General features: G+C 69.5%; 21 protein-coding genes. 14 read left to right on the plus strand and 7 right to left on the minus strand.

Going from position 1 to position 20262, the window contains the following annotated elements:
- Positions 1-146: 146 nt before the first annotated feature.
- On the plus strand, positions 147-1370 hold the full coding sequence (locus tag AB0J93_RS29565; protein WP_363925632.1) for a cellulose binding domain-containing protein: 1224 nt from the start codon (positions 147-149) through the stop codon (positions 1368-1370).
- A 316-nt stretch (positions 1371-1686) separates the two neighbouring features.
- On the opposite strand, the gene AB0J93_RS29570 is transcribed toward AB0J93_RS29565, so the two are convergent.
- Together AB0J93_RS29570 and AB0J93_RS29575 are read right to left on the minus strand one after the other, a co-directional pair.
- Complete coding sequence (locus AB0J93_RS29570; protein WP_363925633.1) at positions 1687-2352, minus strand: response regulator transcription factor; 666 nt, start codon at positions 2350-2352, stop codon at positions 1687-1689.
- Positions 2349-3524, minus strand: coding sequence for a sensor histidine kinase (locus AB0J93_RS29575; RefSeq protein WP_363925634.1), 1176 nt, complete (start codon positions 3522-3524; stop codon positions 2349-2351). Before AB0J93_RS29575 ends, AB0J93_RS29570 begins: the two co-directional genes overlap by 4 nt.
- 199 nt (positions 3525-3723) lie before the next feature.
- Between AB0J93_RS29575 and AB0J93_RS29580 the strand changes: the two genes are divergently transcribed.
- The 5 genes from AB0J93_RS29580 to AB0J93_RS29600 all read left to right on the plus strand — a co-directional run bounded on the left by AB0J93_RS29580 (position 3724) and on the right by AB0J93_RS29600 (position 8891).
- Positions 3724-4740 carry an NAD(P)-dependent alcohol dehydrogenase gene (locus tag AB0J93_RS29580; RefSeq protein ID WP_363925635.1) on the plus strand — a complete coding sequence of 339 codons (1017 nt, stop codon included), beginning with the start codon at positions 3724-3726 and terminating at the stop codon, positions 4738-4740.
- A gap of 43 nt (positions 4741-4783) precedes the next feature.
- A complete protein-coding gene (locus AB0J93_RS29585) occupies positions 4784-5155 on the plus strand; it encodes a metalloregulator ArsR/SmtB family transcription factor (RefSeq protein ID WP_093411352.1) in 372 nt (123 codons plus the stop codon).
- Between the two features lie 174 nt (positions 5156-5329).
- Complete coding sequence (locus AB0J93_RS29590) at positions 5330-7147, plus strand: carbohydrate-binding domain-containing protein (protein ID WP_363925636.1); 1818 nt, start codon at positions 5330-5332, stop codon at positions 7145-7147.
- Between the two features lie 82 nt (positions 7148-7229).
- Entirely contained in the window at positions 7230-7499 is a 270-nt protein-coding gene (locus AB0J93_RS29595) for a hypothetical protein (protein ID WP_363925637.1), read from the plus strand.
- A gap of 168 nt (positions 7500-7667) precedes the next feature.
- Positions 7668-8891 (plus strand): CehA/McbA family metallohydrolase, encoded by a 1224-nt coding sequence (locus AB0J93_RS29600; RefSeq protein ID WP_363925638.1) that lies wholly within the window; start codon positions 7668-7670, stop codon positions 8889-8891.
- 85 nt (positions 8892-8976) lie between these two features.
- Here AB0J93_RS29600 and AB0J93_RS29605 read toward each other — a convergent pair whose 3' ends face one another.
- Positions 8977-10605, minus strand: coding sequence for an Ig-like domain repeat protein (locus AB0J93_RS29605; RefSeq protein WP_363925639.1), 1629 nt, complete (start codon positions 10603-10605; stop codon positions 8977-8979).
- Between the two features lie 728 nt (positions 10606-11333).
- Here AB0J93_RS29605 and AB0J93_RS29610 point away from each other — a divergent pair.
- Positions 11334-12002, plus strand: a complete 669-nt coding sequence (locus AB0J93_RS29610; protein ID WP_363925640.1) for a lytic polysaccharide monooxygenase — start codon at positions 11334-11336, stop codon at positions 12000-12002.
- 161 nt (positions 12003-12163) lie between these two features.
- Complete coding sequence (locus tag AB0J93_RS29615) at positions 12164-12496, plus strand: hypothetical protein (RefSeq protein ID WP_363925641.1); 333 nt, start codon at positions 12164-12166, stop codon at positions 12494-12496.
- A gap of 43 nt (positions 12497-12539) precedes the next feature.
- On the opposite strand, the gene AB0J93_RS29620 is transcribed toward AB0J93_RS29615, so the two are convergent.
- Together AB0J93_RS29620 and AB0J93_RS29625 are read right to left on the minus strand one after the other, a co-directional pair.
- Positions 12540-13076 (minus strand): YetF domain-containing protein, encoded by a 537-nt coding sequence (locus AB0J93_RS29620; protein WP_363925642.1) that lies wholly within the window; start codon positions 13074-13076, stop codon positions 12540-12542.
- A gap of 52 nt (positions 13077-13128) precedes the next feature.
- On the minus strand, positions 13129-13404 hold the full coding sequence (locus AB0J93_RS29625) for a BON domain-containing protein (protein WP_363925643.1): 276 nt from the start codon (positions 13402-13404) through the stop codon (positions 13129-13131).
- Positions 13405-13773: 369 nt separating this feature from the next.
- On the opposite strand from AB0J93_RS29625, the gene AB0J93_RS29630 reads away from it, so the two are divergent.
- Together AB0J93_RS29630 and AB0J93_RS29635 are read left to right on the plus strand one after the other, a co-directional pair.
- Entirely contained in the window at positions 13774-14445 is a 672-nt protein-coding gene (locus AB0J93_RS29630) for a hypothetical protein (RefSeq protein ID WP_363925644.1), read from the plus strand.
- Positions 14442-15632, plus strand: a complete 1191-nt coding sequence (locus tag AB0J93_RS29635; RefSeq protein ID WP_363925645.1) for a DUF2254 domain-containing protein — start codon at positions 14442-14444, stop codon at positions 15630-15632. Before AB0J93_RS29630 ends, AB0J93_RS29635 begins: the two co-directional genes overlap by 4 nt.
- A 144-nt stretch (positions 15633-15776) precedes the next feature.
- Here the strand turns inward: AB0J93_RS29635 and AB0J93_RS29640 are convergent, their stop codons facing one another.
- On the minus strand, positions 15777-16385 hold the full coding sequence (locus AB0J93_RS29640; RefSeq protein ID WP_363925647.1) for an XRE family transcriptional regulator: 609 nt from the start codon (positions 16383-16385) through the stop codon (positions 15777-15779).
- Positions 16386-16463: 78 nt separating this feature from the next.
- On the opposite strand from AB0J93_RS29640, the gene AB0J93_RS29645 reads away from it, so the two are divergent.
- Positions 16464-17114 carry a class I SAM-dependent methyltransferase gene (locus AB0J93_RS29645; RefSeq protein ID WP_363925648.1) on the plus strand — a complete coding sequence of 217 codons (651 nt, stop codon included), beginning with the start codon at positions 16464-16466 and terminating at the stop codon, positions 17112-17114.
- Complete coding sequence (locus AB0J93_RS29650) at positions 17111-17596, plus strand: DinB family protein (RefSeq protein ID WP_363925649.1); 486 nt, start codon at positions 17111-17113, stop codon at positions 17594-17596. The genes AB0J93_RS29645 and AB0J93_RS29650 overlap by 4 nt, the downstream gene beginning before the upstream one ends.
- Before the next feature lie 35 nt (positions 17597-17631).
- Here AB0J93_RS29650 and AB0J93_RS29655 read toward each other — a convergent pair whose 3' ends face one another.
- Complete coding sequence (locus AB0J93_RS29655; RefSeq protein WP_363925650.1) at positions 17632-18501, minus strand: NAD(P)H-binding protein; 870 nt, start codon at positions 18499-18501, stop codon at positions 17632-17634.
- 84 nt (positions 18502-18585) lie between these two features.
- Here AB0J93_RS29655 and AB0J93_RS29660 point away from each other — a divergent pair, with 84 nt between their 5' ends.
- Entirely contained in the window at positions 18586-19002 is a 417-nt protein-coding gene (locus tag AB0J93_RS29660; RefSeq protein ID WP_363925651.1) for a MarR family transcriptional regulator, read from the plus strand.
- Positions 19003-19510: 508 nt separating this feature from the next.
- The coding region (locus AB0J93_RS29665; RefSeq protein WP_363925652.1) for a non-reducing end alpha-L-arabinofuranosidase family hydrolase at positions 19511-20262 on the plus strand (752 nt) is incomplete at its 3' end.

Below are 20262 nucleotides of genomic sequence, written 5' to 3' on the forward strand. Positions count from 1 at the left end.
TCCCATCGGATCGCCTGTGGGGACCGCGGCCGGGCGGTCCGCGCGCTCCGACCCGTGGCCAGCGCTGGCCGCCCTGGTCGGAGCGCGAACGAACCACCGCCACCGCCACCGCGGGGAGTGCCGTCCCGACATCCGTTGGAGGGTGCATGAGGAGGAGATCAAAGATCTACGCGGGCCTGGTGGCCGCGATCGTCCCGGCCACCGCCGTGATCGTGGCGCTCGGCGCGTCACCGGCCGGTGCCGCGGTCGGCGGTTCCGGTCCTTATCCCGCCGACTATGAGACCTCGGCGGGCCTGGCCAATCACACCATCTTCCGGCCCCAGACGCTTCCGGCCGAGCGCCTTCCCATCCTGGTCTGGGGCAACGGCGGTTGCTCGGCCAACGGCCTGTCGCAGGGCAACTTCCTCCGCGAGATCGCCTCCCACGGCTTCCTCGCCATCGCCAACGGTGCCCCGAACGGATCCGGCTCCACCACCTCCCAGATGCTCACCCAGTCCATCGACTGGGCGGTCGCGGAGAACTCCCGGCAGGGCAGCAAGTACTACGGCAAACTCGACACGTCCAAGATCGCGGTAGCGGGCTTCTCCTGCGGAGGGCTGGAGGCCTACGCCGTCTCGAACGACCCGCGCGTCACCACGACCGGTATCTTCAGCAGCGGCTTGTTGAACGATGCCGACGACTACCAACTCCGGAGACTGACCAAGCCGATCGCGTACTTCATCGGCGGGCCCAGCGACATCGCCTACCCGAACGCCATCGACGACTGGGGCAAGCTGCCGGCCGGGCTGCCCGCCTTCATGGGCAACCTGAACGTGGGGCACGGCGGCACCTACGACCAGCCCAACGGGGGCGAGTTCGGCCGGGTCGCGGTGCTCTACCTCAAATGGCGGCTGAAGGGCGACACCACCGCCGGCACCAACTTCGTCGGCACCAACTGTGGCCTGTGCCGCAGCCAGTGGAGCGTCCAGCAGAAGAACCTGACCCTCGACGGCGATCCGCCGCCCACCACGCCGCCGCCGACCACTCCTCCGACCACCCCGCCCAGCACTCCGCCGACCACGCCACCGGGCGGCACCCCGGTCTGTACCGCCGTCTACGCGGTGCAGGACCAGTGGAACGGTGGATTCGTGGCAAACGTCACCGTCACCGCGGGAAGCGCCGCACTCACCGGTTGGCGAGTCACCCTCATCCTGCCGAACGGAGCGTCGGTCAGCTCGATGTGGAACGGGGTGAACAGCGGTACCAGCGGCACCATCACCGTCGCGAACCAGAGCTACAACGGACGACTGGCCGCCGGTCAGTCCACCAGTTTCGGATTCCAGGGCACCGGTAACGGCAGCGGAGCCACTGCCACCTGCACGGGCGCCTGAGTCCCGGCAACACGGTCGAACAGGCCACTCGACGGGCCGGTACCCCGGTACCGGCCCGTCGAGGTTGTCACCACCTGTCGACACTTTCGCCGCCGCGCCCGTCTGACCCGACTCCGACGGTCGCGGCACAGGTCCGGCGCAGCCGGTTCAGAGCCCGCGGGTCTGCCGGGCCAGGGACCTGCCGACGAGGGCGATCGAGACCAGGGCGGCCCCGGCGAGCAGCAGCAGATAGGGGAGCGCGGACGAGAACCGAGCGGGGGAGGGCTCACAACGAGGCGACATTGTCTGGTGTCGGTCTGCCGATCGGGGTTTGCAGTCAGGGCAGCCAGCCGGGGCGGACCAGCCCGGCCTCGTACGCGAACACCACCAGCTGGGCGCGGTCCCGGGCACCGAGTTTGACCATCGCCCGGGACACGTGCGTCTTGGCGGTGGCCGGACTGACCACCAGCCGCCCGGCGATCTCGTCGTTGGACAGCCCGGTGCCGACCAGAGCCACCACCTCCCGTTCCCGCTCGGTCAGCTCGGCCAACCGCCGAGGTGCGGCCGGCGTGGCGGTACCGGCGGCGAACTGCTCGATCACCCGCCGGGTCACACTCGGCGACAACAGCCCGTCACCGGCGGCCACCACCCGTACCCCCTGGATCAGCTCGGCCGGTTGGGTGTTCTTCACCAGGAAACCGGCGGCACCGGCACGCAACGCCTCACCGACGTACTCGTCCAACTCGAACGTGGTGAGTACGACGATCCGTACCCCGGACAGCTCCGGGTCGGCGGTGATCTGCCGGGTGGCGGCCAACCCGTCCACATCGGGCATCCGGATGTCCATCAGGACCACGTCCGGTACGGTCTGCCGGGTCAGCCGGACCGCCTGCGCACCGTCGCCGGCCTCGCCGACGACGCTGATGTCCGGCTCGGCGTCCAGCAGCGCGCGAAAGCCGGCCCGGACCAGCACCTGGTCGTCGACGAGCAGAACCCGGATCACGATGTCGCCTCCCGCGTCTGGTCGCGCCCCAGCGGCAGGGTGGCACGCACCCGCCAGCCGCCGCTGCCGTCCGGCGCTGGCCCGGCGGTCAGCTCACCGCCCAACGCGGCAGCTCGCTCCCGCATCCCCGTGATGCCGTTCCCAGCCGGGGCCGACCCCGGCTGCCGCACACCGCCACCATCGTCGTCGACCTCGACCACCAACGCATCCTGCCGATACCCGATGGTGACGGTGGCGGCGGCTCCCGTACCGGCGTGCCGACGGATGTTGGTCAGCCCCTCCTGCACGATCCGGTACGCCGCCCGGTCCACCGCCGCGGGCAGCGGCCGGACCGTACCGTCGATCACCGTCTGGGTCGGCAGTGCGGCGTCGTCGGTCAGCTCGGCGAGCCGGTCCAGCCCGGGCGCGGGGGCTCGCGGGGCGGCCTCGCCGGCCGGGTAGAGCGTGTTGAGCACCGCCTGGACCTCGCGCAGTGCCTCCGCGCTGGACTGCGCTATCGCGTCGAGCGCCGCCCGTGCCTGCTCCGGGTCGCGATCCATCAGGTGCAGACCGACGCCGGCCCGCATGTTGATCAGCGAAAGGTGGTGACCGAGTACGTCGTGCAGTTCGGCGGCGATCAGCAGCCGCTGCTCGCTGGCTCGGCGGCGTTGCCGCTCCTCGGACAGCCGGCGCTGCTCCGCGATGCCGTTGTGCACCTCGGCCGCGACCAGGATGCCGATCTCGGTGACCAGGCCGGCACCGGCGACCAGCGCCAACGCCGTCAAGGCCTGGTTCAGGGTTGCGCCGCTGACCAGCACCCAGGTGGCGTACGACCCGGCGGACGCCGCCGCCACCAGCCACCGGTGGCCCGCGGCCATCGCCACCGCCGCGCCGATCATGGGCGCCAGCAGACTCACCCCGACCGGCCGATCCAGCAGGTGGTACGCCAGGGTGGCGGCGACCACGATCAGGAAGTTCCGCCTCGGGAACCGGTGCCGGTCGGCAAGCGCCAGCCCACTGAACACCAGCAGCACGTACCCGATGATCCCGACGTCGGCGTCCTGCCAACCGGCGATGATCGCGGTGCCGACCGGCTGCGCGAGCGCGGTCAGCACCGCCAGGCCCGGGCCGGGCCGCGACGTCGCCCGCCCGCCGGGGGATGCCACGTCGGCATCGGGGCTCGACCGGCTCATGCTCGCACTGTAGGCCGATCGGCGTCGATCTCGGCAGCCCCGACGGTGGCAGCCCGGCGTACTCCCCGCGGAGTAGACCCGTCCGCCCGCTGCCGCGCCGGGAGTAGCGACGGTGCCGCCGTCACACCGACGCGTCGTCCGACCCGTGCCGACAGGCTGAGTCGCAGAGCATTCGACACGTGACGGCGAGGAGATTCCGATGAAGGCGATCGTGCAGCACCGGTACGGTTCACCCGACGTGCTGCGGCTGTGTGAGGTCGACGTCCCGACACCCGGCGACGACGAGGTGCTGATCCGGGTGCGGGCGAGTTCGGTGAACGCGTACGACTGGCACGCCGTGCGGGGCGACCCGTACCTGTCCCGGCTGACGTTCGGGCTCCGCCGGCCCACCGCGACGGTCCGGGGTCAGGACTTCGCCGGCCAGGTCGAGGCGGTCGGCCGCGCGGTGACCCGCTTCCGGCCCGGCGACGAGGTGTACGGCGAGGCAGGCCCCGCCGGTGGCGCGTTCGCCGAGTACGTGTGCGTGGCCGAGAACCTGGTCGAGACGAAACCGGGGAACCTGAGCTTCGAGCAGGCGGCGGCGATCCCGTTGGCCGCCACCACCGCCCTTGCCTGCCTACGCGACGCCGCCGAACTCCAGGCCGGGCAGCACGTCCTGATCAACGGGGCGTCCGGCGGGGTGGGCACCTTCGCGGTGCAGTTGGCCAAGGCGTACGGCGCACAGGTGACCGCGGTGTGCCGGACCCGCAACGTCGACCTGGTCCGGTCGCTCGGTGCGGACCATGTCGTCGACTACACCAGGGAGGATTTCACGCGCACCGACGCGGTCCGCGCCGGCCGTCGCTACGAGGTGCTGCTCGATCTGGTCGGCAACCGGTCGTTGACCGGCTGTCGGCGGGTGCTGACCCCGGACGGGACACTGCTGCTGTCCGGCGGCGGCGTGTTCACCGGCGGCAGTGTCTTCGGGCCGATGAGCCTGCTGGTCCGGGGGCCGCTGGTGGGGCGTTTCGTCCGGCACCGCATCGTCGCGCCGTTCGCGGCGGCAGGCCGGGGGCACCTCGCGACGCTGCGGGAGTTGGCCGAGTCCGGCAAGTTGACCCCGGTCATCGACCGGACCTACCGGCTGGACGAGGTGCCCGACGCGATCCGGTACGTCGAGACCGAGCACGCCCGCGCCAAGGTCGTCGTCAGCATTTTCTCGCACAACTCACGGTGATCCCGCCCTCGTTTCACCACCGATCGGGGCTGATGCTGCAACGATGCAAGGCGTGGGAACTGCGAAGACTACGACGCCCGCCATCTCGCCCCTCACCGGCGAGCCGATCAAGCCTGCCGATGCCGAGCGGCTCGCGGGAGTGCTGAAGGCATTTGCCGACCCGGCGCGGCTGCGGCTGCTCAGCCTGATCCAGTCGTCTCCGACGGGGGAAGCGTCCGTGAGCGACCTCACCGCGCCGCTCGGACTTTCCCAGCCGACCGTGAGTCATCACCTTCGGATCCTGACCGAGGCTGGTTTGCTAGAGCGGGACAAGCGTGGCGTCTGGGCGTACTACCGCCTGGTGCCGTCCGCGATCGCCGCGATCGCCGACCTGTTGACGCCGCCGCGTAAGCGAGCGGCGAAGAAGAGCCGCTGACCTCGACGTCACCGAGCCGATGGCCGTTCTCACGGCCATCGGCCCGTCGGCGTTTCCGCTCGACAGCGGATGCGGTGGCCACATTGTGGGCGAATGGCCGGAAACTCATCGACGTTCATCTATAGTGATCGAACGCGTGGATCCCGTCCCATCCATCCGAGTCAGGACAGAGCCATGAAACGCATCCCGCTGAGAGCCATTCTCCCCGTCGGGCTCGCGATCGCATTGATCGCCGGCCCGCTGGGGGCACCGGCCACCGCGCAGGCGACCGTACCCATCACGCTGAATGGCGCCAGCGCCACCAGCCCCAGCGCCGACGTCACCATCGCCGGGCGGGTCGTGACGATCACCGCGCCGGGCACCTACGAGATCAGCGGCACCCTCAACGACGGCTATCTGAGCGTCGACACCTCCGCCTCGGGTGCCGTCGAGCTGATCCTCAACGGTGCCACGATCAACAATTCCAGCAACGCGCCGCTTCAGGTCGCCGACGCCGACGAGGTCGTGATCACGCTCGCCGCCGGCAGCACCAACCGACTCTCCGACGCGACCAACTACGTCTATCCGGACCCGAGCACCGACGAGCCGAACGCCGCCCTGTTCAGCAAGGCGGACCTGCGGATCACCGGAACCGGCGCGCTGGTCGTGCGGGGCAACGCGTACGACGGCATCACCAGTAAGGACGGCCTGGTCATCGAGTCCGGCACGATCACGGTGAACGCGGTCGACGACGGCATCCGGGGCAAGGACTTCCTCGACGTCACCGGCGGAAACCTCGACGTCACCGCCGGCGGCGACGGCATCAAGTCCGACGACACCGAGGCGGACCGGGGCCGGCTCGCCATCACGAACGGCACCGTGCGGGTGAATGCCGGTGACGACGCCATCAAGGGCGAGAACACGGTCGCCATCTCCGGCGGCACCGTCACCGTCACCAACTCCTACGAGGCGATCGAGAGCCGGCAGGTCACCATCAGTGGCGGCAGCGTCAACGTCACCGCTCGCGACGACGCGATCAACGCTGTCGAGGACGGGTACGGCGACTTCGATGTGGCACCGAACGCGTTCGTCCGGTTCACCGGCGGTACCACCCTGGTCAACTCCAGCATCGACGGCATCGACTCGAACGGCTCGGTGACCTTCGCCGCCGGCACGGTCGTGGTCAGCGGACCGAGCACCGGCAGCCCCGGTGAGGGTGCGATCGACTCGAACGGTCCGGTCTATTTCAACGGCGGCACCGTACTCGGGGCGGGATCGACCTCGATGGCGGTGCTGAGTCTGCCGCCGACCTCGGGCCAGGGCTGGGTGGCTCCCCAGCTGTCCAGCAGCCAGCCGGCCGGCACCCTGCTCCACCTGGTCTCCGGCGGTCAGGTGCTCGCCTCCTACCGCGCCCCTAAGAACTTCCGGGAGGTGGTCTTCTCCTCCAACCGGATCCAGCACGGACAGACCTACGAGGTCTACCTGGGCGGTAGCCTCTCCGGCACGACGATCGGTGGCATGGCCACCACCGGCGGCAGCATCGCGGGAGCCACCCGACTGATGACCGTCGTCGCCGGGCAGTACCGCGGCGGTCTGGTCGGCTGGCCGCCCGGCGGCCCGGGCTGGCCTCCGCCGACCACTCCGCCGCCCACCACCCCGCCCCCGAACCCGACCACCCCGCCGCCGAACCCGACGACCCCGCCGCCGAGCGCTGGCGGCTGTACGGCGACCTACAGCATCGCCGGTCAGTGGCAGGGCGGCTTCCAGGGCGAGGTGCGGGTCACCGCCGGCTCGTCCGCGATCAACGGCTGGCGGGTGACCTGGACCTTCGCCAACGGCCAGACGATCAGTCAGGTGTGGAACGCGACCATCAGTGCCAGCGGCTCGGCGGTGACGGCGACAAACGTCTCCTTCAACGGCTCACTCGGTGCCGGAGCCAGCGCCACCTTCGGATTCCTCGGCAGCTGGAACGGCAGCAACACCGCTCCGACGCTGAGCTGCACCGCGACCTGATCAGGCACCACCGCCCGATCCAGGGGAGCCCGGCACCACTTGGTGCCGGGCTCCCCTGGAAGCCGGCTGCCAGACTGCTCGCATGTTGCCCCCGCGCTGCCACGTCTGTCACCTCGAACCAGATCAGTCACCGCCCGGCGACGCGCGTAGCGACTTCGTCCTGGTGTACTTCGCCGACGCCGTCAACCCCCCACCCGGTTGGGTGGGGCATCCGGCAGGTGCGGTGTGGTTCTGCGGTGAGCACGCGTCGCTCGGTGAGGAACGGGAACATCTGAGCAGCGACACCGCATTGCGCGACATCGACGGCGTGCTCGGCCGCCTGCGGGGACGCCTGCCGGAGACGGACCGATAGCGAGCCCAGGCGTTGTCGGTGGGGCCGGCGGGAAAGCTCTGTACGGCAGGTGTTCGCCTGACCGATGACCCAGCTTTGTGGCATCGTCTAGTAGAGACATGTTCATGTTTGCCTATGAGTGGACATCATCCCCATCACTGTCACCACGACCACCGATCTGACGACGAGGTGCCGTACGGTCAGGTCAACGTCGCGCCGGCGCTCGGCCGACGGGCGTTGCTGACCGGTACCGGCGGCGCGCTGATGCTGGCCGCGCTGCCGACCTCGGCCCGGGCGGCCAGCACCACGATGGCCAGCGCCCCGACCACGACCGCAGCGGCCGGCGCCGCCCGGACGTCCCTGGTCACCCAGGGCACGATGCTGGTCCACGCCGACATGCACAACCACACCGTCGTCTCGGACGGCGACGGCAGTCCCGAGGCCGCGTTCGCCTCGATGCGCGAGGCCGGTCTGGATGTCGCCGCGCTGACCGACCACGCCACCCTCTTCTCCATCGAGGGGATCAGCTCGTCGGAGTGGCGGACCACCGGCGACCTCGCCAACGCCGCGAACGACCCGGGCCAGTTCACCGCGATCCGCGGCTTCGAGTGGTCACACCCGCTGCAGGGGCACATCAACGTGTGGAACACCTCGGACTTCGCCGACCTGTGGCGGGCCGGCAGCACCGGCAGCCTGTACCGCTGGCTGATCGGTCGGCCGGGCGGGCTGGCCAGCTTCAACCATCCCGGCCGTGAGCTGGGCCGGTTCGACAACTTCTCGTTCTACGCCTCGGCCCGCGACCAGCTGGTGGGGTTGGAGATGTTCAACCGCACCGACGACTACCTGTTCGAGGGCTGGTCGTCCGGGATGACGTCGCCGCTGGTGGCCTGCCTCAATGCCGGCTGGCGGCCGGGCCTCACCGGCGTCACCGACGAACACGGCACCACCTGGGGTTTCCACGAGGGCAAGGGCCGCAGCGGCCTGTGGGTCACCGAGAACACCCGGGCCGCGGTGTTCGAGGCGATGGCGGCCCGTCGTTCCTTCGCCACCCGCGTCTCAGGGCTGCGGGTGGACGCCACGGCCAACGGCGTACGCATGGGTGGCGTGCTGAACGTGACCTCCGGCGACGTGCGGTTCCTGCTGGACCTCGACCGTGGATCGGTCTGGGACGGCAAGCCGTTGCGGATCCAGGTCCTGCGCCCCGGTACGTCCGCACCGACAGTCGTCGACGTCATCGACACGGTCAACGGTCGGGTCACCGACTTCACGGTGCCGCTCGACGTCGCCGACGGCGACTGGGTGGTGCTCCGCGTCGCCGATCCGTCCCTGCCCAACGGCACGCCCGGCCCGGCCGGTCACCCGTGCAACGACTTCGGAGTGGCGTACACCAGCCCGTGGTGGCTACGCCCCTGAGCCGACCGTCCCGTTCCGGCGGAATCCGGGACCGGCCACCCGTGGTGGGCCGACGACGGAGGTCGCCGGCCCACCACGTCGCGTGTTACCGGACCCGTAGCTGCTGGTGGAACCCAGCGGCGGGCGCGTAGTTCCGGTCACCGGAGTAGGCGACGTGGACCGGGTACACACCTGCCGACAGTCCGGTGGTCGGCAGCTTCACCACGGCCTTGCCGCCGGCCAGCGGCACCACCTGGGTGGCGCCACCGAAGGTGACGGTGATTTCACCTGTCACCTCCGGCGCCTTCTTGTGCCGGGACTGTGCCCGCACGTCGACGTGCAGTTTGAAGGTGCCACCACTGGCGATCGACGCCGGCGTGGCCTTCGCCTTGACCACTGTCCGCGCCGTGCCGACGGTGTCGACTTCCGACCACAGGTGGTCGCGGGCGAAGATCGTGAACAGTTGGCTCGCCGTCATACCGTCGTGCGCGCCGGGGACCTGGGTCGTCCTGGCGGCGTAGCCCCGAGCCCGGAAGTTGTCCGCGATGGCGTTCTGGGCGTTGAGGTTGCCTTCGAAGACACCGTTGCCGAGAAACACGAAGAGGTCGTCGTCCCCGACCGCGGCTGCGACATTGTCGTAGTCCTGAGCGGACAGCGACGGGTTACCGGAGAAGTGCCCGTAATAGGCGAACGTGGTCGGGTAGCCCCTGATGACGTGGGCGCCCGTCATTCCGCCGTAGGAGAACCCGGCGTAGGCACGGCCCGCGCGCTCGGTCGAGACGTTGTACTTCTCCTCGATCAGGGGAAGGATCGTCTGGACCAGGTTGTTGGCGGCGTTGGTCTGGTTGTAGGAACCGAAGCCGAGGCTGGTGCCGGTGAAGTGGTTCCCCATGGTGACCACCACGGTGGGCTCCACCTCGCCCTTGGCCGTCATGTTGTCCAGGATGTTCGGGACGTTCGCCGGGACCATGAAGTCGGTCTCGTCACCGAAGATGCCGTGGGCGAGGTACGCCACCTTGTACGGCTCCGCGCGGTCGGGGTCGTAGCCGGCCGGCAGGTAGACGCCGAGGTAGTGGCCGCTGTCGCCCAGGATCGTGGTGTAGGGGATGTACGTGACGGTGCCCCGCTTCCTGCGGTCCGCGATCGGGAGTTCGTACTCCGCACGCTCCTTCAGCACCGGGTCGTTCTGCTTCTTGGCGTACGGCACGTACACGGCATCGAGGACGTCGTTGTTCCTGACCCGGAACGAGGACTCGCCCGGAGGGCGAGGGTTCGTCGAGGCGGGATCCCAGATGCGCTTGTTCTCCCAGCCCTGGGTGGGGTCCCAGACCCGGTACCAGTAGCTGATGCCCCCGGCGTGCAGCGGCAGCGAGACCGACCAGTTCCCCTTCGAGTCCCTGGTCATGTCCCGGAGGAACTCGGTGCCTCCGGCGTGGTACCGCCCTGGTTGCCACTCTTCTGGCTGGTACCGGGTGCTGCCGGTGTCGACGTCGAGCAGCGTCAGATCCCCGGCAAGGCGGACCTGTGTCGCATTCGGGTTGTGGTAGACGAACGTGACGGTGTACCCCGTCGGTGAACCGCGATCCGGCTTGACGGTCGCACCCTCCGCAACCGGGCGCTTTCCGGCGACGGCGGCTGGTGCGGAGATGGTGGCGCTCGCACCAGCGCCGAGCGACATGATCGCGAGTAACGAGATCGCACGGCTGAGCCGGCGTCTTCCGATCGCTTTCCTCATCTGGGACTACTCCTCTGTGGTCTCTCGCGGCCTCATTGGGATCTACGGTCTCTTTCAGACATCGGCGACCGAAGGGCTTCCGGCCTCACCTCCCGCCGAGTTCTTGCGGGACGCGGCGCGGATGCCTGCCCGGCCGGGTGGACACCTCGGGCGGGCGCTGCGGTGCAACTCGGCACCGGGGTGGGCCGGAGGTGTCGACGAGACCTGATGCGGTGCCGTGGTTGGACATGAGCCTCCTCCGGGGGGCGGGTGGCTCCCTGCCCGATGTGGATGACCCGTGCTGGGTGCGGTGGTCAGCTAAATCGAATTAGCCTGCGTAGTGTGGCCGGGCTCACCTTCGGGTGTCAAGGGTGTTGCAGCGGTGTTACGGGCACGGCCGCTGCTGGTCACGGCACCACCAGCGCCTGGCCCAGCTGCGCCGCAAACTCGAACCGGACCTCACGCGGGTCCCGTCACCTCATCACCGAACCCGGCACGGGCTACCGCTGCCAGCCATGAGTCGAACAGCGGCGGGCCGCCGCCGGTGAAGCCGAATTATCGATCATTGAATGCTGCTTCCCGATGTTTCAAGGCCCAGCGGTGACGCGTCGAGTCTGGTGACGACTCCGGCGAACCTGAACAACAGATATCAATAGACGATCATTGATATCTTGTCCGATTGGTGTGATACTCGCTGGAAGCGCTCCCACACCCGTCCCGGTGAGCGCCTCAGAAATGGAGGATGCACCGTGCGTTCACACCATCCCCACCGATCCGGCCGGCAATCCCGGCCCGCCGTCCGGGTGCTGGTCCTGGCACTCACCATGGTGCTCGGCATGCTGCCCTGGGCGGGTGCCGCCCAGGCCCATGGCACCGTGATCAACCCGGCGACCCGCGCCTACCAGTGTTGGCAGAACTGGGGCCACCGGCACATGGATCCGGCGCTGCAGACGCAGGACCCGATGTGCTACCGGGCGTTCCAGGCCAACCCCGACACCATGTGGAACTGGATGAGCCAGTTGCGGGACGGCCTGGGCGGGCAGTTCCAGGCCCGTACGCCCGACGGACAGCTGTGCAGCAACGCCCTCTCCAGGAACGACGCCCTGAACCAGCCGGGGGCGTGGAAGGCGACCACTGTCAGCCGCAACTTCACGCTTCAGTTCTACGACCAGGCCAGCCACGGCGCTGACTTCTTCCGGGTCTACCTCACCCGGCAAGGGTTCAACCCGAACACTCAGCGCGTCGGTTGGGGCAACATCGACCTGATCACGCAGACCGGGCGTTACGCGCCGACGCAGAACATCTCGTTTAACGTCTCGACCTCGGGACGCTCTGGACAGCACGTCCTCTTCGTGATCTGGAAGGCGTCGCACATGGACCAGACCTACATGTGGTGCAGCGACATCAACATCGTCTGATCCGCACGACCGCCAGGCACAGTTCGGCTCCGGCCCGGGACGACCCGGGCCGGAGTCGAGCGTGTCGGCGATGGTGGTCGGTCCCGTCCTCGTGGGAAGGGTTCGCCGGTGACCTCCTCGTACGCTGCACCGGCGGCAGGCAGCGAGGTAGCCTCGGGCGGGTGCGGATCATCGCGTTCCTGGCCATCTCCATCGTCGTGCTGACCGCCGTCCTGCTGGTTTCCGCGGTCCTGACCAGCGGTGCCCGACGGCGCCGCCATGCCGCGCAGATGTCCGCCCGCTGGGCGGTGCGCCACTACGCCATACCGGGGCGTGGGCACACCGTCGTCGGTGTCACCCTGACCGACGCGGACGGGCGGGTGCACGGCGAGCACGTGGTCGCACGCATTCCGGACGACGCTCAGGACTGGCAGCGCGACTTCGTCGCCGCCCGTCAGGAGGCCGAGGAGCGTGCATTCCACCTCAACATCGACCGCCCACCGATCGAGGGCTGACGGCGAACCGGTGCGGGCGGCACAGACGGTCGTGGACCGCCGGCTACCGACCCTCGTCGCGTACGTCGACGAGGGTGCTGCCGTCACCGAGTTGCCCGCGGGTGATGATGCTCAGGCTGCCGTCCGTCTCCAGGACGACGGCGGCAAGGTCGTGGAGATCGCCCGCGCCCTGGCTGCGGGCGGCCTGGCGGATCTCGCTCTCCGCCACCCGGGTGGACCGCAACGTCACGATTCGTAGCTGCCCGTCGCGGAGCAGCATGGTGGGCCGGGCCTTGAGCACCTTCTGCGACGGTGGCCAGCGTACGGCGAGCAGTGCGACTGCGTACTGCAAGGCCACCAGCAGGATCAGGGCGAGGATTCCCTCCACCAGCGATACGTCCCGCGACAGCAGGATCGTCGCCAGCGTCGAGCCCAGCGCGACCGTGACCACGAAGTCGAAGGCGTTCAGCTTGGACAGCGTCCGCTTGCCGGAAACCCGCAGGATCACCACCAGTGCCGGATAGATGATCGCCGCGACCACGAGCAGGCGTACCAGGTCGGCCGGATTGTTCAGCACCATCGTGACGACGTACCCGGACACGGGATCCGCAAAAGAACGGGAGCCGATCCGGCCACGTCGGTGCGATTCAGGTTCATCCGCCCAGGTGACGGAGCCGGTTGCTGACGTCGTGCACGCCCGGTGTGCGCCAGGCGAGGGCATGCGCCTCGGCGCTCACCTCGGCCGTGCTCACGGTGCCGTCGAGCACCACCACCCGGTTCTGCACCTCGATGCAGATGCGTTCGTGACGCAGCCGCGGATCTTGCTGCATCGTCGTGAGCAGCTGACAGGCCAGTCGGGTGTCTTCGTTGGTGGGCTCGGCGTAGAACAGCGGCGGCATGTCGTGGGGAAAGAACCAGGGGTGGGCCATGGCTGACTCCTTGAGGGGATTCGTCTGCTACGACTGCCCTACCCGGCGACCACGGCGGACAACACGACGAACCCGTGACGGTCTCTGCCCGTGACTGTGACGATCGGCGGAGGTCGGCAACTCGACGTTTGCGCCCGAGGATTTCGGGTAGCGGTCCAGCCAGGGCGCCGACCGCGGCTCTGCCGCACGACCGCCGGGAGGATCTCATCGTGACCCGCCGATCGCTCCGGGACGGCACCACGAGCCAGCGCGCGTGGACGACGTACCTGTGAACGGGCGGCACCGGTCCGGCGGTCGTGGCCACGACCGCCGACATCCGATCGGGCCGTCAGGGCCCGTCCCCGGCCGGGCCGCCCGGCCGGCGCAGCGATGAGCCAGCCCACCGACGGCGAGCAGGCGCCGGAGGACGCGGTACTGCACGGCGTCGCCCGGCGGCTCGACAAGCCGATGGGCGCCCTCGGCGTGCTCTTCGTGCTGATCGTGCTCGGGCAGGCACTCGCCGGACATCCCACGCTGTCCACCGCCCTGACCGTGCTGGGCTGGGTGCTGTGGGCGGTGTTCGTGGGCGAGTTCGCCCTGCGTGCCTGGCTGGCCCGCCATGACGCCCGCCGGTTCTGGCGACGCAACTGGTGGCAGATCATCTTCCTGGCCGTGCCGTTCCTCCGTTTCGCCCGGGCCGCCTCCGCCCTGCGCGCCGCCCGAGCCGGCGGCGTCATCACCGCGGCCGTCCGCGGCTCGCGCTCCGCCGGTCGGCTGCTGACCGACCGGATCGCGTGGCTGGCGATCATCACCGCGACGGTCGTCCTCAGCATCGGCCAACTGCTGGTCGTCACCGGCTCCTACCGGTCGTACGGACGGGCGCTGCACGACGTCGCGCTGACCACCATCACGGGTGAACCACTCGGCGTGGACGACCCACTCGCCCAGGTCGTCGAACTGGTGCTCGCGATCTACTCGGTGGTCGTGTTCGGCACCCTGGCCGGGGCATTCGGCGCCTACTTCCTCAGCGCCGACCGAGAGCGCAAGGCCACGGCGACGTGAGCCGGCCCCGTACGCCCGCCGCCCGGCTCGCCGAGATACGGCAGAGTTTCTGGCTCATCCCGGCGCTCTTCGCGGCGAGCGCTGTCGTGGTGGCCATCGGCCTGTCGGTGCTGGAGCTGCGGCTGCGGTTGCCGGCCGAGAGCATCCTGCCCAGCGGCCCCGCGGGTGCCCGGTCCCTGCTGTCGTCGATCATCACGGCGATGATCTCGTTCACCGCGCTGGTCTTCTCCATCACGGTCGTGGCGCTGCAACTGGCCAGTAGTCAGTACTCCCCGCGGGTGCTGCGCACGTTCCTTCAGGACCGGGTCATCCAGTCGACGCTCGGGACGTTCGTCGCGACGTTCCTCTTCGCGATGGTGGTGCTGGCCGCGCTGCCGGCCCGGGACAGCGAGCGGCTGCCCGAACTCTCGCTCGCCGTGTCGATGTCGCTGGTCCTGGCCAGCACCGCAATGTTCATCTACTACCTGCACCACATCACCACGGTGATGCGGGTGTCGCACATCATCGTCGCGATCGGCGCGCAGACCCGCCGCACGATCGACCGGCACGTGCCGGACCGCGCGGAGCCGGCCCGGGTCATGGGCGAGGTGGTGCAGGTCGTGCCGGCCGCTGCGGCGGGCCTGGTCACCAGCGCCGACCTCGCCCTGCTGGCCCGGCTGGCCAGGGAGCACGACTGCGCGATCACCGTCGTACCGGCGCCGGGAGATTTCGTGGTCGCCGGGGCACCGTTGCTGCACTGCCACCGGCTGCCCAGCGGTAAGCCCCGGTCACTGCCCGCCGAACGCGTCGCCAACTCGGTCACCATCGACGTCGAGCGCACACCGGGCCAGGACGTGGGGTTCGGTTTCCGCCAACTGGCGGACATCGCCGCGCGGGCGCTCTCCCCCGCCTCCAACGACGTCACCACCGCCGTACGCGCCGTCCAGGAGGCGCACGACCTGCTCCGCCGGCTCGCCACACGGCCCGATCCGGTCGGGGTCGTGCGGGACGATGACGGCACGGTACGGGTCCTGGCGCACCACCCCACCTTCGACACCTACCTGGCGATGATCATCGACGAGCTGCGGAACACCGCCGACGGGGAACCACGAATCAACCGGCTGCTCGACGCCGTCGTCGCCGACCTCGACTCGGTGGCACTCCCTACCCACCGGCCGGCGATCCGGCGGCGGTTGCCGACGAGCTGACGGCGCGCGATCTCCCAGCCGGGTCACCCTCGCGACCGGTCGAGCGGGGACGATGGTCGCCGGGGCCGCGGTTCCACGTCCAGGCCCGGTGCCGCCGCGAACGAGGTGGCCCGAAGGTGCCGTAGCCATTCGTCGGGCCCGGCATCAGTGCACCTCGTCGGCCAGCGGTGGATCTTCGCCGGGAGTCGTTGACAGGTGGGCTCGCTGACCCTGCGCGCCGAAGAGGGTGAGCAGTTCGGCGGGCTGGCTGTCGGCGCTGCCGATCCAGTGCGGTGTCCGGGTGTCGAACTCCGCGGCCTCGCCGGCGCTGAGGTGGAACTCCTGATCGCCGAGCACGAACCGGACGCTGCCGTTGAGTACGTAGAACCACTCGTACCCGTCATGGGTCTGCGGTTTCGTCGTGACCGCCCGCCCCGCGGGCGGATAAATCACCTTGTACGCCTGCACACCGCCGGCCCGTCTGGTCAGCGGAATTACGGTCAGTCCGTTCCGCCGTACCGGCCGCAGATGGATGCGGGGATCGCCGGTGGGGGGTGCCGCGACCAGGTCATCCAGGGGTACGCCGTGCGCCCGTGCCAACGGCAGGAGTTGCTCCAGTGTCGGACGGAGCTTCCCGTTCTCCAGGCGGGAGAGCGTGCTGGTCGTGAGGCCGGTTTCGGCCGCCAGCACGCCGAGTGTGATGCCTCGTCCCCGTCGTAGCGCCCGTAGGCGCGACCCGACGCCGGCGAGGACGTCCGCTGCGCTGTCACCCATGTCCCCATTTTGCGGATCCGCAATTTTCCTTGCAAGCAGGCAAGCCCGGTGGTGATGCTGGCTGCGGAGGTGATGGCCATGGTCGCAACAGCGGCGGCAGTGCCCCGGCCAGCCGAGGCCGAGATGTTCTGGGAGAGGCATTACCGCAGCAGGCGGGCCGGAGCCGGGCGTCCCAACGCGTTGCTCGTCGAGACCGTCGAGGCGCTGCACCCCGGCACGGCTCTGGATCTCGGTTGCGGAGCCGGCGGTGACACCATCTGGCTCGCCGAACGGGGCTGGCAGGTCACCGCCGTCGACATCTCCACGACCGCCGTCGATCGGGTACGGGCGCAGGCCGACGAACTCGGCCACGGCGACAGGGTGACCGCGGAGGCGCACGATCTGGCCCGGAGTTTCCCGAGCGGGACGTTCGATCTCGTGTCCGCGCAGTACCTGCACACCCCCTACGCGATGCCCCGCGACCGGGTACTGCGTACCGCCGCAGCGGCGCTGCGTCCCGGCGGTCGGCTCCTCATCGTCGACCACGGCTCCACCGCGCCGTGGTCCTGGAATCAGGATTCCGACGCGTACTACCCGACGCCCGCGGAGGTCGCGGCCGAGCTCGCCCTCGACCCCGGGCAGTGGATCGTGCTCCGCGCCGACATGCCGCAGCGACGAGCCACCGGCCCCGGCGGACGGACCGCCATCATCACCGACAACGTTCTGCTCATCGAGCGAGCGGGCGCATGAGCCGGCGGGTGAAGGACGTCGGCCCCCCGTGGACCGGCGGCGATGAGAAGGCCGCCCTGCTCGGGTTTCTCGACTACTTGCGCAACTCCATCGCGGGCAAGGTGGCGGATGTGCCGGAACCACAGGTACGCGCCGGCGGCGTGCCGTCCGGCACCAACCTGCTGGGCCTGATCAAGCACGTGACCAAGGTCGAGCGGTTCTACTTTCTCGGCGAACCGATCAACAACTTGCGCCGTACGATGCAACCCACCCGCGAGGAGACGGTCGAGAGCCTGCTCGCCGACTACCGGCGCACGATCGAGCAGGCCAACGAGGTCATCGAGACCTGGACCGACCTCACGCTCGACGCCCCGCGACCACCCGGCCGTAACCTGCCACCGTCGCGACGGTGGGTCCTGGTGCACATGATCGAGGAGACCGCTCGGCATGCCGGGCACGCCGACATCCTGCGTGAGCAGATCGACGGGTTTACCGGCCGTTGACCGTCCGCGCTCGCCGGCGGGCACCGACCGCTGTGTCAGGTCGCCTGCGCGAACGGCGGCCCGGCGTCGGCCAGGAAGGCCCGTAGGCTCCGCGCGGGCTGTCCGGTCACCCGCTCGACGGAGTCGGTGACCTCCGCGAAGCTGCCCGCCCGTACGCGTTCGAAGGTCAGCGCGAAGAGTTCCCGCTCGAAGCCGGTGGTCCCCTCCACGGCCTCGTCGATCGTCAGCTCGCGAAGGGTCACGGTACGACCTGCCGCGCCGGATAGCAGCTCCACGGTGCGGGGCAGCGAGAGCGCCTCCGGGCCGGTGAGTTCGTACACCTGGCCGGCGTGCCCCTCGTTCAGCAGCGCTCGCTCGGCCACGGCGGCGATGTCCCGCGCGTCGATCCAGGCCAGGCTGGCGCCACCGCTGGAGAACGGCAACTCCCCGTCGGCGATCGGGTTGAGGTAGAAGCGCGGGTCGATGAAGACCTGCATGAACCAACTGGGCCGCAGAATCGTCCAGGCGTGCCCACTGTCACGTACCGCCCGCTCGGCGCGCGGTGCCCATCCGTCGGCGCCCATGTAGTCGGCGTCCTGCTCGGACAGCAGGACGATCCGGGCTCCGGTGGGTGTCTCGTCGAGCAGCGCGGCGATGAGGTCCGGCGCGTCCGCACGATCCGGTCGGACGATGTAAACGGCGTCCACGCCCTCGGTCGCCGCCTTCCACCCGGCTGGGTCGTCCCAGGAGAACGCGGTCGGGCGGACACCGTCGATGTCGACCGAACCTGGGTTGCTGCTGCCGCCGAGCACGTCGACGCCCGCCCGCGCGACAAGCAGTCTGGCCAGCGGCATCCCGGTCTTGCCACGGACCCCGGTCACCAGCACGCGGGGCGTGCCGGCCCCCACCGAGCTCGGACTCTTCACGTCGAACCACCCTTTGATTGATTCACTAAAGTTTCTCGACCCACTAAAGCAGCGTTACCTGAGGGAGTCAACTAATCTGTGCTCATGACCGAGGTGGCGGACGCCCTTGCCCAGCAGGTGTGGGACCTCGTCTTCGCCTACGACGCAGCCTACGACCGCGCGGCGCAGGTTGCCGGGCTCAGCGCCGCACAGGCCTGCCTGCTCGAACACCTCGCAGGAGACAGCCGCCCGATGGGGGAACTCGCCTCGGAGCTGCAGTGCGACGCCTCGAACGTCACCCAGCTCGTCTCCCGAATGGAAACCCGCGGCCTGGTGGCCCGGACGCCCAACCCGGACGACCGGCGGATCAAGCTCGTGTCGATCACCCCGGCCGGGCGTGACGTGCGCCGCGTCGTCCGGGGCGCGTTCGAGTTCCCGTCCGAGCGGCTGGCGCTGCTCACCGACCAGGAGCAGCGCCTGCTTTCCGGCCTGCTGGGGAAGATGTTGGGCGCCACGTCGTAGGGCCGTGCCGGCTGAGCCTGGACCGCCGCCCCGGCCGCGAACCCGCCCAGCCCGACCCGGGTGCCTGCGGGTGCCCGACCGGCTGGCGTACGCACCCCTGCAAGTCTCCCGGCGGATGGGTAGACATCGATGTTAGCGTCACCATGCTGGCGGGTGGGGTGCTCGGTGGGAAGTTCGGCCGGCCGGGGCGGTGTGGGTGTCGCAGGCGGTCGGTGAGTGGCTGTGCCGTGGCGGTAGCAGGTCAGGTGTCCGATAATTCGGGAACGTCACGGCCTCGTGATTCCGGAACATTACGTCTTGACGAACGACGTGTTATCGCCCACAGTCGATGGTCAAGGACGGCGATGCCTACGGCTTACCGGGCGAGCCTGCTTCGTCCGGCCGGCAAATCAGGCGTGTGCGGGGACGCGTCGACATTGATGTTAGCGCTAACACTGACGGCGCAGATGCTCGACGGTGTGCCCATCCTCGGGCGGACCGGTCGGCTCTCGGTCAATAAAGGAGGAACATGTCTGCCTTTGGTAGATCTCCCGCTCTCCCGCCGCCCGCGCGGCAGCGTAGGTGGTTGCTGCGGGTCGCCGCAGCGGGCGTGACAGCGGTGGTGGCGGGTAGCGCCGCCGCAGTGGCGGTGTCGACACCCGCCGCAGCCGCGACGGTCGACACCAACGCCTGGTACGTGTTGGTCAACCGCAACAGCGGCAAGGCCCTCGACGTGTACAACCTGGCTACGAACGACGGCGCGCGGATCACCCAGTGGTCGCGGAACAACGGCAACCAGCAACAGTGGCAGTTCGTGGACTCGGGCGGCGGCTACTACCGGTTGAAGTCGCGGCTGTCCAACAAGGTGCTGGACGTCTACAACTGGTCGACCGCCAACGGCGCCAGCATCGTGCAGTGGGCCGACCACAACGGGGCGAACCAGCAGTTCCGGTTGGCCGACTCCGACGGCGGCTACGTCCGGTTGATCAACCGGAACAGCAACAAGGTGATGGAGGTGCAGGGCGCCTCGACCGCCGACGGCGGGAACATCGTGCAGTACGACGACTGGAACGGCGCCAACCAGCAGTGGCAGCTTGTCCGCGTCGACGGCGGCACGAACCCGACGCCGACTACGCCGCCGCCGTCGGGTAACTGCAACCTGCCATCGTCGTACCGGTGGTCGTCAACGGGTGCGTTGGCGCAGCCGCGGTCGGGTTGGGTGTCGTTGAAGGACTTCACGCACGCGCCGTACAACGGTCAGCACCTGGTCTACGCGACCAC

This window comes from Micromonospora sp. NPDC049374 (assembly GCF_040677165.1).
Lineage (GTDB): Bacteria > Actinomycetota > Actinomycetes > Mycobacteriales > Micromonosporaceae > Micromonospora.